Annotated in this window: 16 protein-coding genes; 6 read left to right on the forward strand and 10 right to left on the reverse strand. The window is 43.2% G+C overall.

Features of this window, described 5'->3' with window-relative positions:
* Nucleotides 1–63 precede the first annotated feature (63 nt).
* Entirely contained in the window at nt 64–1,707 is a 1,644-nt protein-coding gene (locus CLV32_RS07100) for a carboxylesterase/lipase family protein (protein WP_243732256.1), read from the forward strand.
* Nucleotides 1,708–1,999: 292 nt separating this feature from the next.
* On the opposite strand, the gene CLV32_RS07105 is transcribed toward CLV32_RS07100, so the two are convergent.
* From CLV32_RS07105 to CLV32_RS23235, 5 genes are all read right to left on the reverse strand, one after another.
* A complete protein-coding gene (locus CLV32_RS07105) occupies nt 2,000–3,145 on the reverse strand; it encodes an aldo/keto reductase (RefSeq protein WP_133553906.1) in 1,146 nt (381 codons plus the stop codon).
* An 83-nt stretch (nt 3,146–3,228) separates the two neighbouring features.
* Nucleotides 3,229–3,633, reverse strand: coding sequence for a nuclear transport factor 2 family protein (locus CLV32_RS07110; protein WP_133553908.1), 405 nt, complete (start codon nt 3,631–3,633; stop codon nt 3,229–3,231).
* Nucleotides 3,634–3,877: 244 nt separating this feature from the next.
* Nucleotides 3,878–4,939: an NAD(P)-dependent alcohol dehydrogenase gene (locus CLV32_RS07115; protein ID WP_133553910.1), complete on the reverse strand. Its 1,062-nt coding sequence runs from the start codon at nt 4,937–4,939 to the stop codon at nt 3,878–3,880.
* 96 nt (nt 4,940–5,035) lie between these two features.
* A complete protein-coding gene (locus CLV32_RS07120; protein WP_133553912.1) occupies nt 5,036–5,431 on the reverse strand; it encodes a cupin domain-containing protein in 396 nt (131 codons plus the stop codon).
* A 58-nt stretch (nt 5,432–5,489) separates the two neighbouring features.
* On the reverse strand, nt 5,490–5,750 hold the full coding sequence (locus CLV32_RS23235; protein WP_133553914.1) for a hypothetical protein: 261 nt from the start codon (nt 5,748–5,750) through the stop codon (nt 5,490–5,492).
* Between CLV32_RS23235 and CLV32_RS07130 the strand changes: the two genes are divergently transcribed.
* The 3 genes from CLV32_RS07130 to CLV32_RS07140 all read left to right on the forward strand — a co-directional run bounded on the left by CLV32_RS07130 (nt 5,751) and on the right by CLV32_RS07140 (nt 8,446).
* On the forward strand, nt 5,751–6,647 hold the full coding sequence (locus tag CLV32_RS07130) for a helix-turn-helix domain-containing protein (RefSeq protein ID WP_133553916.1): 897 nt from the start codon (nt 5,751–5,753) through the stop codon (nt 6,645–6,647).
* A gap of 370 nt (nt 6,648–7,017) precedes the next feature.
* Nucleotides 7,018–7,827 (forward strand): sensor histidine kinase, encoded by an 810-nt coding sequence (locus tag CLV32_RS07135; protein ID WP_133553918.1) that lies wholly within the window; start codon nt 7,018–7,020, stop codon nt 7,825–7,827.
* Nucleotides 7,820–8,446, forward strand: a complete 627-nt coding sequence (locus CLV32_RS07140; protein WP_133553920.1) for a response regulator — start codon at nt 7,820–7,822, stop codon at nt 8,444–8,446. The genes CLV32_RS07135 and CLV32_RS07140 overlap by 8 nt, the downstream gene beginning before the upstream one ends.
* A gap of 146 nt (nt 8,447–8,592) precedes the next feature.
* Here CLV32_RS07140 and CLV32_RS07145 read toward each other — a convergent pair whose 3' ends face one another.
* From CLV32_RS07145 to CLV32_RS07165, 5 genes are all read right to left on the reverse strand, one after another.
* Nucleotides 8,593–10,440 carry a collagen-like triple helix repeat-containing protein gene (locus CLV32_RS07145; RefSeq protein WP_133553922.1) on the reverse strand — a complete coding sequence of 616 codons (1,848 nt, stop codon included), beginning with the start codon at nt 10,438–10,440 and terminating at the stop codon, nt 8,593–8,595.
* 40 nt (nt 10,441–10,480) lie between these two features.
* Nucleotides 10,481–11,359: a PorP/SprF family type IX secretion system membrane protein gene (locus CLV32_RS07150; RefSeq protein WP_133553924.1), complete on the reverse strand. Its 879-nt coding sequence runs from the start codon at nt 11,357–11,359 to the stop codon at nt 10,481–10,483.
* Between the two features lie 5 nt (nt 11,360–11,364).
* On the reverse strand, nt 11,365–11,862 hold the full coding sequence (locus tag CLV32_RS07155) for a gliding motility-associated C-terminal domain-containing protein (RefSeq protein ID WP_133553926.1): 498 nt from the start codon (nt 11,860–11,862) through the stop codon (nt 11,365–11,367).
* A gap of 134 nt (nt 11,863–11,996) precedes the next feature.
* Complete coding sequence (locus CLV32_RS07160) at nt 11,997–13,382, reverse strand: DASH family cryptochrome (protein ID WP_133553928.1); 1,386 nt, start codon at nt 13,380–13,382, stop codon at nt 11,997–11,999.
* A 111-nt stretch (nt 13,383–13,493) separates the two neighbouring features.
* The gene (locus tag CLV32_RS07165; protein ID WP_133553930.1) at nt 13,494–13,703 is read right to left on the reverse strand and encodes a hypothetical protein; all 210 of its coding nucleotides are present in this window, start codon (nt 13,701–13,703) and stop codon (nt 13,494–13,496) included.
* Between the two features lie 246 nt (nt 13,704–13,949).
* Here CLV32_RS07165 and CLV32_RS07170 point away from each other — a divergent pair, with 246 nt between their 5' ends.
* On the forward strand, nt 13,950–14,378 hold the full coding sequence (locus CLV32_RS07170) for a transposase (protein ID WP_133553932.1): 429 nt from the start codon (nt 13,950–13,952) through the stop codon (nt 14,376–14,378).
* Complete coding sequence (locus tag CLV32_RS07175; RefSeq protein WP_133553934.1) at nt 14,375–15,277, forward strand: IS3 family transposase; 903 nt, start codon at nt 14,375–14,377, stop codon at nt 15,275–15,277. The genes CLV32_RS07170 and CLV32_RS07175 overlap by 4 nt, the downstream gene beginning before the upstream one ends.
* The last annotated feature ends 416 nt before the right edge of the window (nt 15,278–15,693 follow it).

Below are 15,693 nucleotides of genomic sequence, written 5' to 3' on the forward strand. Positions count from 1 at the left end.
ATATCACAGCCTTCTCGGCGAAAGAGCGGAACTTTACCGACAGACCATCTTAACAACTTAAATATGAACAGACTACTATTTAGCTACCTGTCACTGAGCATGTTGTTGTTTCAAACACAGCTGACAGCAGGAAAATCAATAGGCAAATCCATTTTCCTGGATACTTTATCACGACCGCAGGTCCGGATTGAAGCAGGAAAGCTGCGGGGTATAACAGAAAACGGGGTTTCCATTTTCAAGGGGATTCCCTATGCGGCTCCACCGGTTGGTGCCAATCGTTGGAGAGCGCCACAGCCCCAGCGAGTATGGACAGGAGAACGTGATGCAAGTAATTTTGGGCCAGATTGCGCACAGATGGGCTGGCCACGCAATGGCAAGGACATATCGAAAACATCGTCTGAAGACTGCCTTTATCTGAATGTATGGACACCTGCAAATTCAAAACCAGCAGCAAAATTACCTGTAATGGTATGGATACATGGGGGCGGTTTTGTAGGTGGAAGTGGTGCGCAAACCGACTTTTCGGGAACGCATTTTGCCAGACAGGGGGTGATTTTAGTTACAATTAATTACCGTCTTGGACGACTTGGTTTTTTTGCATTCCCTGCATTAAGCAAAGAAAAGCCTGATGAACCTACAGGAAACTATGCCTATATGGATCAGATCGCCGCACTGAAGTGGATCAGGCAGAACATAGCTTTATTTGGAGGTGACCCGAAAAATGTGACCATATTTGGCGAGTCTGCAGGTGGGGTTTCTGTCCAGTCATTATTGACTATCCCGCAGGCCAGGGGATTATTTCATAAAGCCATCATCGAATCTGGTGGTGGCAGAGACGGGGTACTGACCGGGCGTCCGCTCAATAAAAACGGTGCGGATTTCTATTATCCTGTCTCAGCAGAAGCTATCGGCGTCAACTTTGCAAAAAAACACGGAATAGAAGCCACAGATGCGGCGGCCCTGGAAAAATTGAGAGGCCTGCCTGTGACGGAGATTGTTGATGGCGGACAGGAATCGGATAATCAGACCGGAGCACTCATTTATTCAGGGCCAATTCTGGATGGGAAACTGGTGGTTGAAACTGCGCAAAGCGCCTATCAGGCTGGCAAAGCGCCAAAAATACCGTTGATAATTGGCTCTAATAGTGCAGAAGTACCTGGAGGTTTTGTCAATGCTAATTCCAAAGAAACATTATTGTCATTGTTCGGCAGTGTAAAAGCCGAAGCCGCCAGAGTCTACAATCCGGATGGAAATACGGAGTTCCAAAAAATGCTTACGCTGGTGAATACAGATAAAGTTTGGGCAGAACCTGCCCGTTTCACAGCCCGGGCCTTTACAGCTAAGGGTGCTGCCGCTTATATTTACTTATTTTCCTATGTCTCACCTGCCATGTTGCAACGCATGCGTTATGGTGCTGCACATGCATCTGAAATAAGCTATGTTTTTAATAACCTGAGCAGCAGAAATGAGTCTGCGATAGCTCCAAAAGATCAGGAGGTTGCTAAGATGATGAATACCTACTGGGCAAATTTTGCCAGGACGGGCAATCCTAATGGAAGCAATCTACCAGAATGGCCAGCTTATAACCTAAAAACGAATTTGCTACTCGAATTCCGCTCCGACGGCTCGGCGATCGGCGGACCCGATCCAAAAAAAGAAAGACTGGACATTATCGAGAAAGCGGTAACATCGGGAAACCTCCACTAAACATTTCCCGCAGCACATCTTTAACGAATATAAACTGAACATGTTAATACGCAAATTGTTGATCTCATAAACACTGACAAATGGAAAACTCAATAAGACATGGTTAATAACCGGATGTTCCAGTGAGCCGTTTCAGTGATCCGTAAGGAGCTTGACGCGCAGCAAAAGAGTTGGAAGATTGGAAAGAGATAAGCGTTAAAACAGATTTCTAACCAGCTCTGAGACTATTAAATACGAAAGCCTGCGAACCAAAAATGGTCAGCAGGCTTTCGTATTTAACAAACTGCGTTCTTTATACCTTAGCTGGTGCTTCTACATTAGAGAAATTCAGCACCCCCTGAGGGAGGCGTAATCCTTTAATCGTAATAGCCGATAACTCCTGATTGAACTGATTCAATTCATCCACCGAAAATTTGACACTGTTCGCGCCAACATTATCCAGCAGATGTGACATCTGCGTTGTACCGGGTATCGGCACAATCCAGGGCTTCTTTGCCAGCAGCCATGCCAGCGATAACTGGCCAGGCGTAGCTTTTTTCTTTGCGGCCCAAACTTTTAATAATTTAACAAGTGCCATATTTCCGGAGAGGTTTTCTCTGGAGAACCGGCCCTCACTTGCACGGATATCACCTGGAGCAAATCCAGTATTTTCATCAATTTCTCCAGTCAGGAAACCTACGCCAAGCGGGCTCCAGCAAACAAAGCCGATTCCGAGTTCCTCGCAAAGCGGCAGGATAACTTCTTCTGGTCCGCGCCACAGTAGCGAATACTCATTTTGAATGGCCGTAACCGGATGAATGGAATGTGCTCTTCTCACCGTTTGGGGGCCGGGTTCTGAAAGACCGTAATGAAGGACTTTCCCCTGGCTAATCAGATCTTTGATGGCTCCTACAACGTCTTCAATAGGCACTGCAGGATCAACACGGTGTTGATATAAGAGATCTATACGGTCTGTCCGAAGGCGTTTTAACATACCTTCAACCACTTCCTTAATGTGGTCAGGGCGACTGTTCAATCCTGGTAAGCGCCGCCCAGTGTTCTGGTCGATGTTCCAGCCATACTTAGTCTCTATGACTATTTTGTTTCTAAAGGAGGCTACCCCCTCGCCTAGTATTCGCTCACACTCGAAGGGGCCATATGCCTCGGCGGTATCAAACAGTGTTACGCCATTGTCGTAAGCAGCACGGATGATCCTGAGCATTTCTGGCCTGGAGGGTACGGTAGTCTGATACGTGCGACTCATATTCTGGACGCCAAGCCCAATATTGGAGACCTCAAGTTTTCCACCAAGCTTCCTGCGGCCTGAAGCCGCATATTCAACAGCCTCCCCTTTCACGATACCTGGTAACATGGAAGCACCTGCCAGTACAAGTCCGCCTTTCAGCAGACTACGTCTGCTCAATTCTGCATTATTCTTTTTATTGTCTGAGCCGTTCATGTTATGGATTATTTATTGCTTTTCATTTTTACCGGACGAAGGATCTGTGAGAAGGTGAGTGAACCCATCTTCCACTTGCCATCTTACTTAACATACACCTCTGTCACCATAAACGCATGGATCACTTCGTTGCCGCCAACTACAGCGAGCAGATCGATGTCATTCAATAGAATTGCTGTATTGCCGAGAATATTTACGGACGAGGAGTAGACTTCAGCCTGTTTATACCAGATGTTTCCGCTTTTGATGACGTTGAGTTCCTGGGTCTTTCCCCAGCTTCCACCCATATGCACAAACACACATTTCTCATCGAATAACGTATTAAGCTTCTCTACATCCTTATCGGCCATCCAGACCCATTTACTTTTAGATAGTTCAAGCACTTCTTTATCCGCCTGAGTTGGAACAGATGCAGCTGCAGGGGCTTGCGCAAAAGACAAATGCGCTCCGGAAATTAACAGGAATAATGTAATGATTGATTTTTTCATGATTGGTATCTTAATGTGTATGATAAAATAGAAATGATGGTTGCGCATGCAGCGCACCCATCATTTTCATTCTAACCTAATACTGGTGCACCTCTTAAAGCACAAGTAAATCACTAAGATCCAGATTATTTCAGACCAAATACTAATACAGATTACTGATTATGCTACCATTTTCAATGATCCGGATTCAGGCCTTAATCTATGTGATCAATCATCCGATTAACGCTCAGCATGATTACAGTTGTTAATTCGCTTTAAGTGAAGCCATATCAATCACGAAACGATAACGCACATCGCTTTTGAGCATGCGCTCATAGGCTTCGTTGATATCCTGCATTTTGATGATCTCAATTTCTGAAACGATATGGTGTTGACCGCAGAAATCCAGCATTTCCTGTGTTTCTGCAATACCACCGATTACAGAGCCCGCAACAGCTTTCCTGCCCATAACCATTGGAGCCGAGTTCAACATCGGTTCGAGTGGACCTAAATATCCAACTAATACAAGCGTGCCGCTAATGTTCAGGGTAGTGACATACGGATTGATATCGTGCATATAAGGGACCGTATCAATGATCAGATCAAATGTTCCCTGCACAGCATTCATCTGCGCGTCATCTGTTGAAATAACTACTTGATCTGCTCCCAGATCAATTGCATCCTGCACTTTGTTTGCAGACCTTGAGAACAAGGTAACATGAGCTCCCAGAGCCTTAGCCAATTTAACAGCCATGTGTCCAAGGCCACCCAGACCTACCACTGCTACAGTGCTCCCTGCGTTAATATTCCAATGTTTTAGAGGCGACCATGTGGTGACGCCTGCACAAAGCAATGGCGCTGCAGCTGCAGGATCCAGATTTTCAGGTACACTTAACACATAATGTTGGTGTACGACAACTTTCTCAGCATACCCACCAAAGGTGTGTCCACCCAGATGTTTGTCGGCTGCGTTATAAGTGCCTGTAAATCCAGGGATGCAGTAATTCTCTAAGTCTTGCTGACAGCTTGAACATGTCCTGCAGGAATCTACGATACAGCCAACCCCGGCGAGGTCACCAACTTTAAATTTGCTCACAGCAGATCCTACGCGAGTTATTCTTCCAACGATTTCATGACCCGGAACAGCCTCATATCGAGTTCCACCCCAGTCGTTTCTTGCAGTGTGAAGATCAGAATGACACACGCCACAGAATAAGATGTCTATTTCGACGTCATCTGCTATAGGCTCTCTCCTGCTAATTATTAGTTCTTTTAAGGGCGCTTCGGCAGAAATAGTTCCGAAAGCCTTTACCTGTGTTGTTTCCATTTGTATATAATTAATATTGCTTTGCAGACCTGCTGCTATTATTTAATTGAATATGCGGTGTCGTGTGGACATGGCGCTTTATATTTTAATATGCTATTAGAGGCTAGCATATTGTTCATCAGATACTGGCTCTAGCCACTCATTACTGGCACCTTCTGCTGGGACAGCAATGGCAACGTGTGAAAACCAGCTATCTTTTGACGCACCATGCCAGTGCTTTACGCCGGCAGGTATATTAACCACATCACCAGGATGTAATGCCTTGGCGGGTTTTCCCTCTTCCTGAAACCAGCCCCTGCCAGCGGTACAAAGGAGTATCTGCCCCCCTTTGTGATGGATGTGCCAGTTATTTCTGCATCCCGGTTCAAAGGTGACATTGTTGGTGGAAACGCCGTCTTTAGTTAATGGAGCCAGATAGCTTTGCCCGATGAAATATTGTGCAAAGGCTTCATTTTTCTCTCCCAAAGGGAATATTTGATCGAATTCAGTCATATCGTATTTGTTTTAAAAGTTTGTTTGAATTTTACTATAAAAATACCCTCATTTGTATCTACTGCATTACCGGTGCCAAGCTTAAGTTCATACAACCCATGCCCAATGCGGATACTTCTAAACCACTGTCTCCTAATTTTCTATATTTCATTATTTCTATTTGTGTCTCGTATTTGATGCTGAATACAAATGTCAGGTCTATTTTTAGTCCCTTTGTTATACAGATTACTGGATCACTTACCATTATTACTGATTGAGTTAACAGGTCAATGGAAGCTGTAATGAATGAACTATCTTTGAATGACGAAAGCAAAAGCATATGGAAAATGTAACGCAGATCGATACTATCGGCCAATACAATGCAATTAACAACAATGAAACCCTACACCCACTAGTTAATATTGTAGACCTGTCAAAGGCCGACAAAAGGCTAAACCGAAGGAGTAATTTTGGTTTCTATGCTATATTTTTAAAGGAAATCAAGTGCGGTGATTTGCATTACGGGTGTAACTATTACGATTACGAAGAAGGGTCTTTAGTGTTTGTAGGCCCGGGACAGGTGATCGGTATAGAAAATAATGGCGAGCGCTATCAGCCGAAAGGTCAGAACCTGGTTTTTCACGCTGATCTGTTGAAAGGTACTTCACTAGGACGCCATATATCTGATTATAATTTCTTCTCCTACGAGGTGCACGAGGCTCTACACTTATCTGAAAGCGAGCGGAAGATTATCTATGACTGTTTTGAAAAGATCAGAAATGAACTTCAGCGGGGAATCGATAAGCATAGCAGAACTTTGATTGTAAGCAACATCGAGCTTTTACTAAACTATTGCGTGCGTTTCTACGACAGGCAGTTCATCACGCGGGAAAATGCCAATAAGGGCATACTTCAAAAATTTGAAGAGTTGCTGAACGGCTATTTCAGTTCAGATAAGCCAAGAGAAATCGGCCTCCCTTCTGTAAATTACTGTGCAGAACAACTTAACTTATCTGCCAATTACTTCGGCGATCTGATCAAAAAGGAAACAGGAAAATCAGCTCAGGAATACATCCAGTTAAAAACGATGGATGTGGCCAAAGAGAAAATATTTGACACCTCAAAATCTGTGAGTGAGATTGCGTATGAACTGGGCTTTAAGTACCCTCAACATTTCACACGATCTTTCAAAAACCATACGGGTTACACGCCCAACGATTACAGAATGCTGAATTAGTATCATGTTATAATTAGTAATCTAAAAGATTGAGGACAATGCACTGAGAAGAAATTGTCGGAATAATGAACTCCAGGGATTTATTTAAGCATCACCTGTTTTAAACAATGCCAGCTGAGCTATACCGCCACTTGCGCCTATAGTCCTACCCTGCTCATGTTCTAACTGACGACCATGGCAATCTAGTGTCCAATAACTTATTACGCATTGGCGATGCTGGGGTAAAGAAATTGTCAGAGCAGATCTTAGAATTTATAAAAAATAAGACCTGATATTATCAACCTCGATGGTCATTTACAAGTATTTTGAAATTTGTAGATTTACCTTTTTTAAATTTAATTTGTAAATTTGGTGTAACCCAAAAACCTGGATGAACGCCTTGAAAGTACTCCCTTACTTACTACTTTTTCTGCTTTTACTCATTGGCTGCGATACGAAATCTCCGGATTTAGGGAAGGAACTGTACCAGCAAATGAAATACAATGGCTTTCCTTTTTTAGTATTCGGTATCATTTGCGTATCTTCCTACATCTATTTCCTTAAACAAAAAAGGACGCAATTTAATAAACGCAACAAACAGGTTAGCTGGTTCACAGAAAAACTATTCGAAAATTCAGAAAAGGAACGTAAAAGAATTGCTGCCGACCTCCATGATGGGGTTACCCACGAATTACTAGCACTTAAATCGGGCTTGCAGGACAAGCCTGAGCTGAAAATACAAGTCGACCGCATCATCAATGAAATCCGCAGCGTTTGCCGTGATTTACATCCCGTCTTATTCAAAAAAGTTGGTCTGCTGCTTAGTCTCGAACAGATGACCGAAAGGATGATACATGTTCACGGCTTGCAGTTGATCATAGATTCCGATTATGGGGAAAGCCTTCCAACAGGTGTAGAACTTCAGATCTACAGGATTTTACAGGAAGCGCTATCCAATACCATCAAATATGCAGACGCCCTCCATGCAAGAATCGAAATAAAAGAACACCCAAATAAGTTATCTGTCCTAATCGAAGATGACGGCAAGGGATTTAATGTTGAACACCAATTACAACAGGGAGATGCGTTTGGCCTACATAATATCCTCGAAAGAAGCAAAGTCTGCGGCGGAGAAGCCAGAATAACTTCGTCACCAAAAGGAACAAAAATCAACATCCAAATCCCTAAAACGCATGGTTAGATTGTTGGTAGCAGATGATCATCCCCTTACCCTTCAGGGTACCAAAGCCTATGTAGAACTCCTGGGCTATAAGGTAATTGGAACCTGCGCAAATGGTCTTGTAGCGTTCAACTTGATACAGCAGTTAAAGCCCGACATAGCCATTCTCGACATCAATATGCCGGGAATAGATGGAGTTGACATCTTAGAAAAGCTGCATCAGCAGCAAGCACACACCCGGGTAATCCTACTTACAATGCACCGCGAGGCGGCTATATACAAACGTGCCTTGAAATATAAGTTGTCCGGATACCTGCTAAAGGAACATGCCGACACAGAATTGGCCGACTGCATCCGGGCGGTATCCAGTGGTTTACACTACAAAAGCAAGTACCTCGACGAAAGCTACGTCACCAACATCACCGATGTCTCGGCTATCAGCGACGAGCGCTTTTCACTGATCGAGCGCAGGATTATTGCCCTTGTAGCCGGACAAAAAACGAGTAAGCAAATTGGCGAATCACTTTTCCTGGCCGAAAAAACAGTAGAAGGGCACCGCAGCCGCATCATCAACAAACTGCGCTTGCCCAAAGAAAAAAACGCCCTGTTGAAATGGGCCCTCAGAAATATAAGGCCTTAAATAGTTGCTTTCAATATCTCGAAAATTACTTTCGGAGGTTTAGACAACAAAGCGAATGGCATGCTGTTGTGCTTAGCATTTACCTCATATCCAGAAACAGCATAATGGACTATCTCCCCATTTTAGATTTTTTTATATAAAATTGATCAATTCAACTTGATGATGCTAAGGTAGCTACTTCCGTCTGTACTAAAATCGACTTGTGCCGTGGCACTGTTTGAACTCGCATTCCCCCTGTAAAAAACTTTAACAACATCACCGGGCAACAAAGGGATCGTGACATCCAGAGTACCCCTTGCGTAAGATTTGTTTTGCTCTATAGTAGAAGTACTCGCTGAAGTCTCGTCTGTACCGTTCCCAGTTAGCAGAGCAGAGTAACCAGATCCCGCCCCGTAATAGTATCGAACGGTTGATCCACTGGTAACCTGTATTTCAGGATATGGAATATAGCTGGTAAAAGAACCTATATTAGTTACGATCATAGCAAGATTGATGTTGTAGAGCCCTTCCATATCTGAAGGTACCGTATAGGTGTTGTTGTTTACCCAGGCAGCCTGACTCGCGCCGCTCACTTTATTATTGTAATTGAATGTATATCTGCTATAGGCGAAAGGCCTTTTTAATTGAGATTGAGTGCTTGTAGCGAACAATTGCAGGATCGCGCCTCCTGATGAAGGAGTAGCCCAAGCGCCATCACCACGCAAATATGTAGATTGACCGGCCTGACCACTGGCAGAAATTTTTTGAGTGGTAACCGAAGCGTCTGCAATTTTTGTAGTAGTTACCGCATTAGCAGCAATGGTGGTGACGGCATTGCTGCTAATCGTTACATCTCCAGTTGCTGTAGCAGGATTTTGTGCCGCAAAGGGAGCTACTGCAGCCGTAAGATAAATTTGTCCCCCCGTAGTACCATTGGGAAGAGCTGATCCGGCATCTCCTTTATCACCTTTTGCACCTGCTTCACCTGTGTCTCCTTTATCTCCCTTATCACCTTTTGCGCCAGTTGCTCCTGTAGCACCAACAGTCCCAGGCAAACCAGTTGCACCTGCTGCACCCGTATCTCCTTTATCGCCCTTATCACCTTTTGCCCCCGCTGCTCCTGTGGCACCAGTAGCACCAGGCAAACCAGCTGCACCCGTATCACCTTTGTCGCCCTTGTCACCTTTTGCCCCCGCTGCTCCCGTAGCACCAGCCGCACCAGTCAAACCAGTTGCACCTGCTGCACCCGTATCTCCTTTATCGCCCTTATCACCCTTTGCCCCGGTTGCTCCTGTAGCACCAGCAGCGCCCGGCAAACCAGATGCACCCTGCAAACCAGTTGCGCCTGCAGCACCTGTATCTCCTTTATCTCCTTTATCACCTTTTGCTCCGGTAGCACCAGCAGCGCCCGGCACACCAACAGCCCCAGGCAAACCAGTTGCGCCTGTAGCACCCGTATCTCCTTTATCGCCCTTATCACCTTTTGCTCCGGTAGCACCAGCAGCGCCCGGCAAACCAGATGCACCCTGCAAACCAGTGGCGCCTGTATCACCTTTATCGCCCTTCGATCCAGTATCTCCTTTAGGACCAGGAGTAGAACTTCCCGAGGTTTCGGCGTATAAAGCATAAGGCACACTCATTAATTGAGAAACACCCACAATATCGTAGCTGCTACCACCATTCGGATCAGTTTCTGTTTTGATAAAATATGTACCGTTGCCCCAGTTGATTGCTGAAAAAGTACCGAGAACAGGTGTACCAGAGCCTATTTCTAAACTGATTAGACCGTTAGCATTCGATGTTGGCGTTTGTGTTTCGGTGTAAACGGCGTTGCCATTTGCAGAACCCTGCAGGATACTTATTCTTGTACCAACTCGCTGGCTAACCACTAGCTTATTGTTGTTATTGCGGATAACTGCCTGGTAGCTAATTTTCTTTGGTGCCTGAGCATAAAGGCCTGTGCTGACCAGGAAAAATAACAATAAGCAAAAAATAGGTTTGTAAAAGTTTATCATAATTGTGCTATTGAGACGTATTTCTTTATTGATTATCTATTTACAAGCGATACCTGAGCCCAACCTCAAATTCGCCGTTGGTATAACTTCTTAATGCAGCCGTATTGGTGGTGTACTGAGCAAGAATTGACAAAGATTTAGCGTAGGTAGCCCCTATGCCGAAGGTGAAGTTGCCTGTGCTGTGGTATACAGAACTCGCCGTCAGCTTGTCGGAAGCAAAACTGAGGTTAAGGGCAAGATCAACAATATCACCAAAATTCTCGAGCCCCCTGTAAACCAGGCGAGGCTCGATGCCGCTAAAAGACTCACCATTACTCAAAAACTTATAAGATACCGACGCCAGAAACGTATTGCGGTTAATTACCCGGCGCAATTCGTCCCTCTTAAAAAACCTTCTTAAATTCGGCATCACACCTTCTATTGTCAGGTGATCTTTGCGAAGGGCAAGTCCTAAATCGCCATCAAAATAAGCGCGCTGTTGATTAAAATCGTAGAGAACTTGATCTTCAGCATCTGCATTTACCCGGTCAAAATCTATACTTTGATTCATCAGACCCGCCGATAAGCCAAAATCTAAATAGTTTTCGCTTGCATTGAGCGGGACGTGGTAAGCATAAGTAATTTTTGTTTGCGTCTGCTGGATAACACCGGCCTTATCGCTGTAAAAACTTAGACCCAAGCCCACGCGTTTATTGGCCGAACCGTAGGTAGCCGTCGCCGCCGAAAGCGTGGGTGCATCTTCAATCTTGCCCCACTGTGCCTTATAACTGCCATTAAATTCAACTCCAGCATCAGTTCCTGCCATTGCCGGATTGGCTAAGTAGCGGTTCTGAAAATACATACTCCCCAGGGTATTCAATTGTGCGTAGGATAGGCTCTGCATCAGCACGAGAAAAACCAATAAGCTTAATTTTTTCATGATGATTAATTTTTCCGGTATAAGATGTTCAATGCACCTTTTAAAGGCGCAATACCATTCCCGTATTCGATCACATAAAAGTACACCCCTTCTGCCAGCGGAGTGCCATTATAAGTACCATTCCAGGTATTTTTGTAGCTTTTTTCGTTAAATACTTGCCTTCCGGAACGATCGTAAACCGACACAGTGTTATTGGGATAGTCATCTATATTTTTAATGACCCATGCGTCATTTTTGCCATCTCCATTTGGAGAGAGCACATTAAGCACGTATTGCTTTAGATTAAGGCTACTAAAGGCTTCAGTATATGTTTGTTGCACACCCGCTCCCACCGAAGTGCTGCCCGCCGATAGCACCGTATAAAAAACCTGTCCAATAGAATAGCTGCTTGTGCCTCCACTGCCTACAGCATCGCCACCAGCGGTGACAGTGTTCTGTTGTGCATGGACGCTACCACCTATAAGAAGAGCGATAAATAAGAGGCGCATAGATTTTGATTGCATGAGAGCGAAAAAGTTTAGTTTTCCCAAATTTGCAAAAAATCAGCTTTGGCCGAATCAAGGGTTAACCCTTAATCTTTATATCCATTACTGCTGCACATTTCTGATCCTTTTCCGATGTTTCAGATCACACGGGCTTAATCTTTAAGTATCAGCTTAATGGCCCTATCCCACTTCTGGTATATTTCAATCGGCCTTGGATAAGCGGGAATATCGAATTCCCAGGGGATCAAAACTTCGATATCATTTCTGTTTGCCAGCTCAGGTATCCACTTCCGGATAAATTCCTGAGCCTTGTACTTATTGGACTGGTTCACAGGGTTGGTGTACCAGATCTCGAATGCCTGCATATGCCAGTTCATCCAATTAGAGCTCACATCATAGTCAATCAATTTCGCTTCAAAATAGGCTGCTCCCCAGGTCCAGTCTATCTTTAAATCATGTGTAAGGTAGCTTGCACAGTTTACCCGGCCCCGGTTACTCATATAGCCAGTTTCATTTAGCTGTCGCATGTGGGCATCTACAAAGGGAATTCCCGTACAACCTGAGCACCATTTTTCAAACTTCGAGGGGTCGTTTTCCCAATCAATGTCCTTGTTTTTATAACCTTTGGTCTTAAATATAGCGGTTCCAAACCGCATGCCTTTAAATGTAAAATAATCCCTCCATACCAATTCAAAAATCAGCCACCAAGTACTCTGGTTTTTCTTGACCTTTGATTCGTAGTTTTTTACCTTTTCATAGATTTCACGAGCGGAAATACACCCCAAAGCCAAATAGGGTGAAAGCTTTGAACTATAGTCCAGGCCATCTGATTTATTTCTGCTCCATCTGTATCCTGTAAGCAGTTCGGATTTAAACGTATAATACTGTAGTCTTTCCAATGCGGCATCTTCGCCACCCCTCACAAATAGTTTTGAGTTTTTATATTCATCTTCGTTAAACCCATAAAGCTTATATGAAGGAAATCTTTTGGTTTTTACATCAGCGACAGCATTGAATTTGAAAGGTCGGCTAAAAGTTTCCCTTGGCTTGGCCTTACGGCCGGCAGTAATTCTATAAGCTTTGCTTGTTAGTGGAATTTCAGAAATCTTAAAGGGTATATCATCTTTATGGTAAAGCGTTTTGCCCCAAAAAAAATGAAATTCCACTGCTGGCAGGGCCTTGATCAACGTATTAACTAAACTTATTTCATAAGGTGCATATTCCTCTTCAGCATAGATGTCCGTTATCCCATATTTTTCAACCAGTTCAGGCAAGGTAACCATTGCTGAATTTTCGCCAACAACTAAATGTCCTCCAAGACATTCCAGGTTCGTTTTTAAATTGAGCACAGACTGATGCATGAATTTAAATCGAACGACATCTTTCTTCCTGAAGCCGAGCCCTGACTGCTCATAATCACTTTTTTCAATACAATAACAAAAAACCAACTCGCTACATTCCTCATGAGCCTTTACTAAGACTTCATTATCGTGCAGCCTCAAATCATTCTTGAACCAAACCAAACCCCGTCTCTTCATTTTATAATGCCCTGTCTTTGGAGAGTATAAGTTATTAATCCGCTAATGAGTTCAATTTTCTGTCGGCACTTGCTCCTTGCTTTGCCATAGCTGCAATTAGTCAATTTTAATTTACATGTTATGTTCGGAAATAAGTTCTCCAATTTGCGCAACAAACCCCTCCTCTAAATCATCCATAGTTTTCCATTCGATGGCTAAATCACCTGGCTCGGGGTAAATTACCCCAATTTTTTCTTCACCTTCGAAAATCCGGAATGTCCCGTTTTCTTGTGGTTCAATAGTATAATCCTTTTCAAGTAATTGAATGTTGAAATTTTCCATAGTTATATTTTCACAGATAACGCATGGTTGATCTTATTGTTTAATTTTTACTTTATCATCAAATGCGAAGGCCAGTTCTTAAATAGTCGTATTTCCAGAAAACACTATGATATGTCTAACGGTCTTATACGCCTAAAGCTTTACAGTTCGTCTGATACGGTTTCCCTTTACAGACCCTATGACAAGTAAAAACAGTAAAACCAAAAAATATGACACTAAATACGTCAAGTAAAACCAGTATAGGACATGGGTCTGTCCGTTCCTGAAATGAGTTTACATAAGAAAGTTTTTCAAATCAGAAAAATGAGTATAAAAAACGAACGCCCCAAGAAAGGCAAAGGAGGATCAACATCACCTCACACAGACAGCTTTAGAATTCAAGTGGCTCTTGAGTACATAGACGGACCTTACAGCTATGCTCAGATTGGAAGAAAATACGGAGTGACAGAAGTTAGCGTCAGAACATTTGTATATTGGTACAAAAAGAACCATGTAACTGTTATGATTGAAGAACAGCCTGAACAAGAACAACCGTCCTCAGGTTCCCAGGATCAGAAAGCATTAGAGAAGAAGCTTGCTCTGGCAGAAATGAAGATAGCTGCTTTGGAAAAAGTAATTGCCATTGCCAATGTTGAATATGGTACAGATCTTAAAAAAAAAGCTGCTACCAAGTGATCTATGAACTTAGAGGTTCCCGCAAATATTATAGCATAGATAATCTATGTGGGGTATTTGGTTATACCAGGCAGGCTTGGTATAACCATTTAAAAAGCATTCAATTACGATTTATTGAAGAAGAAATAATATTAAATCAAATCCAGTCTATTAGGAAGATACTTCCTAAAACTGGCTGTATTAAATTACATAAAGAGCTTAACAATGGCTTTTTACAAGCGCATGGGATAACAATGGGAAGGGATGCTATTTTTTCATTATTGAGAGAAAATGACATGTTAATCAAAACAAAAAAGAAGTGGGTTTACACTACTAATTCATTTCATAGATACAAGATACACCCTGACTTGGTCTACAGAAGGCCGGCTACAAAAGCAGAAGAAATCTGGGTAAGTGATATCACTTACTTGCGTACAGATCAAGGATTTGTCTATTTGTCCCTAATTACTGACGCATATTCTAGAAAAATAGTAGGTCATCACTTGGCGTCAAACTTAAAAGCAATTGGATGTATTAGAGCCTTAGAGCAGGCTGTTAAAGGAAGGGTTTATCGTAACAGACCGCTAATACATCATTCAGACCGGGGAACACAATACTGTTGCGATGAATATGTAAAACTATTGAAAAACAACAACATAAACATCAGTATGACTCAATCCGGAAGCCCTTACGATAATGCGATTGCCGAAAGGGTAAATGGTATTCTTAAAATGGAGTTCGAGCTGGAAAAGACCTTTAAAAGCATGGCAAAATCAAAGACAGCAGTCGAACTGGCCATTCACAAATACAACAATATTAGAATGCATACCAGTTGCGATTTCCAAACCCCACACAACACGCACATTTTGGAAAACATCGTTCCTAAAACCCCGCTCAAGGAATTGCCGATACAAGTGTAAACTTATATCAGTATTTAAATTTATCATTGTAAACCATAACTAGTAAAACGCTAATAAAGCGTAAACCCTAATCAGTAATCTGCTTTTTTACTGTAAACTAATCCCAGTATAGGACAGTCTGACCGAGTTTTTAAAGCACTATCAACAACTCATAGGCAAACGGGGCACACACGGGGGGTTGACGCGCCCTTGACGCGGCATTACCCCGGCTAAAGGGCGCGTTAATGCCGTGTCGACGCCGTATCGGCCACGCATATATGAATTGTCATCCTAAAGTAAGGTTACGGCGGCGTCCTTATTTTCCAAGGATATGCCCCTGTACTTTTCTATAGTCAAAGCGGAAACGAACCCTCATGGGAACTGTAAAACAACGTATTTATGGCCCTATGCGAGGCAAAGTGGGCTCAGCTATCCTG

This window comes from Pedobacter duraquae (genome assembly GCF_004362245.1).
GTDB lineage: Bacteria > Bacteroidota > Bacteroidia > Sphingobacteriales > Sphingobacteriaceae > Pedobacter > Pedobacter duraquae.